At 69.5% G+C, this 2156-nt stretch carries 2 protein-coding genes; both read left to right on the top strand.

Going from position 1 to position 2156, the window contains the following annotated elements:
- Positions 1-142: 142 nt before the first annotated feature.
- Entirely contained in the window at positions 143-1165 is a 1023-nt protein-coding gene (locus tag ACWIF2_RS40560; protein WP_454366708.1) for a Gfo/Idh/MocA family protein, read from the top strand.
- Entirely contained in the window at positions 1162-2031 is an 870-nt protein-coding gene (locus tag ACWIF2_RS40555) for a sugar phosphate isomerase/epimerase family protein (RefSeq protein WP_454366706.1), read from the top strand. Before ACWIF2_RS40560 ends, ACWIF2_RS40555 begins: the two co-directional genes overlap by 4 nt.
- The last annotated feature ends 125 nt before the right edge of the window (positions 2032-2156 follow it).

Here is a 2156-nt window from a genome sequence, read left to right as displayed (position 1 = left end):
TTCTTCCTGTTCGTGGTGGCGGGCCTGCTGTCCCTCACCTTCGTGAAGCTGTACGTCCCCGAGACCAAGGGCCGCACCCTCGAATCGCTCGAGGCCGAGCTCCGGACGCGCTTTTCCTGATCATCTTTCGAGGAGTTTCTCCATGACCGTACGTGTAGGCGTCATCGGCGCCGGAATGATCGGCCAGGACCACGCCCGGCGGCTCACCGAGGTCGTCACCGGGGCGACCGTCACGGCGGTGGCCGACGTCGACACCGAGCGCGCCGCCGAGGTGGCGGCCCGCTTCGGTGCCACCGCGCTGCCCACCGGCGCGGAGCTGGTCGCCTCCCCCGACGTGGACGCCGTCCTCGTCACCTCGTGGGGCCCGACCCACGCCGAGCACGTGCTCAACGCGATCGCGGCCGGCAAGCCGGTGTTCTGCGAGAAGCCGCTGGCCACGACCGCGGAGGACTGTCTGCGGATCGTCGAGGCCGAGCGGGCGCACGGCCGCAGGCTGGTGCAGGTCGGCTTCATGCGCCGCTTCGACGCGGGGTACCGCCAGATGAAGGAGGTCCTGTCGACCGGTTCGCTCGGGGCCCCGCTGATCGTGCACTGCGCCCACCGCAACCCGACCGTCCCGGAGTCGTACCACTCCGCGATGGCCGCCCAGGACACCGCCGTGCACGAGATCGACGTGCTGCGCTGGCTGCTCGACGACGAGATCGTCTCCGCCCAGGTGGTCACCCCGCGCGCCACCAGCAAGCGGTTCGGGCACCTCAAGGACCCGCAGATCATGATCTTCGAGACCCGCGAGGGCGTCCGTATCGACCTGGAGGTCTTCGTCAACTGCCAGTACGGCTACGACATCCAGTGCGAGGTCGTGGGCGAGGACGGCCTGGTCCGGCTGCCCGACCCGGCGGCCGTCGGGATCCGCACCGCGGCCCGGCACGGCACGGGTGTGCTGCAGGACTGGAAGGACCGGTTCGCGGAGGCCTTCGACACCGAGTTCCGCGAGTGGGTCGCCGCCGTGGCGGCCGGCACCGAGCCCACCGGGCCGTCCGCCTGGGACGGTTACGCCGCCACCGTCATCTCCGACGCCGCCGTCCGCTCCCAGGAGACCGGCGCCGGAGAGATCGTCACCGTCGACATCAAGCCCCGCCCCGCGCTGTACGGAGGCACCGCGTGAAGATCGCCCTCGACCCGTACATGTTCCGTGCGCTGCCGATCGACGAGATGGTGCGCACGGTCGCCGAACTCGGCTACGAATACATCGAGTTGTCGCCCCGCGAGGACTTCATGCCGTTCTTCCTGCACCCGCGGGCGGACGACGCGCGGGTGGCGGAGCTGAAGGAGTCGCTGCGCCGCCACGGGGTGCGGCTGTCCTCGGTGCTGCCGCTGTACAAGTGGTCCTCACCGGACGAGACGGAGCGGCAGACGGCCGTCCGCTACTGGAAGCGGATGATCGAGATCACGGTGGATCTCGAATGCCCCCTGATGAACTCGGAGTTCAACGGCCGGCCCGAGCGCGCCGCCGAGAGCGAGTCCGCCTTCTGGCGTTCGCTGGAGGAGCTGCTGCCGGTCTTCGAGCGGGAGGGCCTCACCCTGAACCTGGAGGCCCACCCGGACGACTTCTGCGAGGAGAACACCCCGGCCGTCGATCTCGTCCGCGCGATCAACAAGCCGTGGGTGAACTACCTGTACTGCGCCCCGCACACCTTCCATCTCTCGGGCTCCGACCCGACGGCGGACATCGCGGCGATGATGCGCTACGCCGGTGACAGGCTCCAGCACGTGCATATCGCGGACTCCTTCAACCACAAGGGCTCCAGCGGTCTGCGGTACATCCTCAACCCGCCGGGCACACCGGCCCGGATCCATCAGCACCTCGACATCGGCCAGGGCGAGGTCGACTGGGACACCTTCTTCGGCACCCTGCGCGAGCTGGGCTTCGACGGTGTCGCCACGTCCTGTGTCTTCGCCTGGGAGGAGCGGGCCCGGGAGTCGTCGGCGTTCATGCTGGACCGGATCCGGAAGGAGCTCGCGGGCTCGTGAGGACGACGAGCTGCCGGGTCGCCCGGGTCATCGCGACATAGCGGTCGACCGCTCCCTCGACGCCGGTGCCGAAGTCCTCCGGGTCCACGAGGACGACCAGGTCGAACTCCAGCCCCTTCGACAGC

The organism is Streptomyces sp. NPDC055506, assembly GCF_053643595.1.
Note: the sequence above shows the minus strand (reverse complement) of the source record. Positions and strands in the feature narration are given on the sequence as shown.

Excerpts from the sequence above, each read along its gene's own strand:
- ACWIF2_RS40560 (WP_454366708.1), top strand. The coding sequence starts at position 143 with ATGACCGTACGTGTAGGCGTCATCGGCGCCGGAATGATCGGCCAGGAC.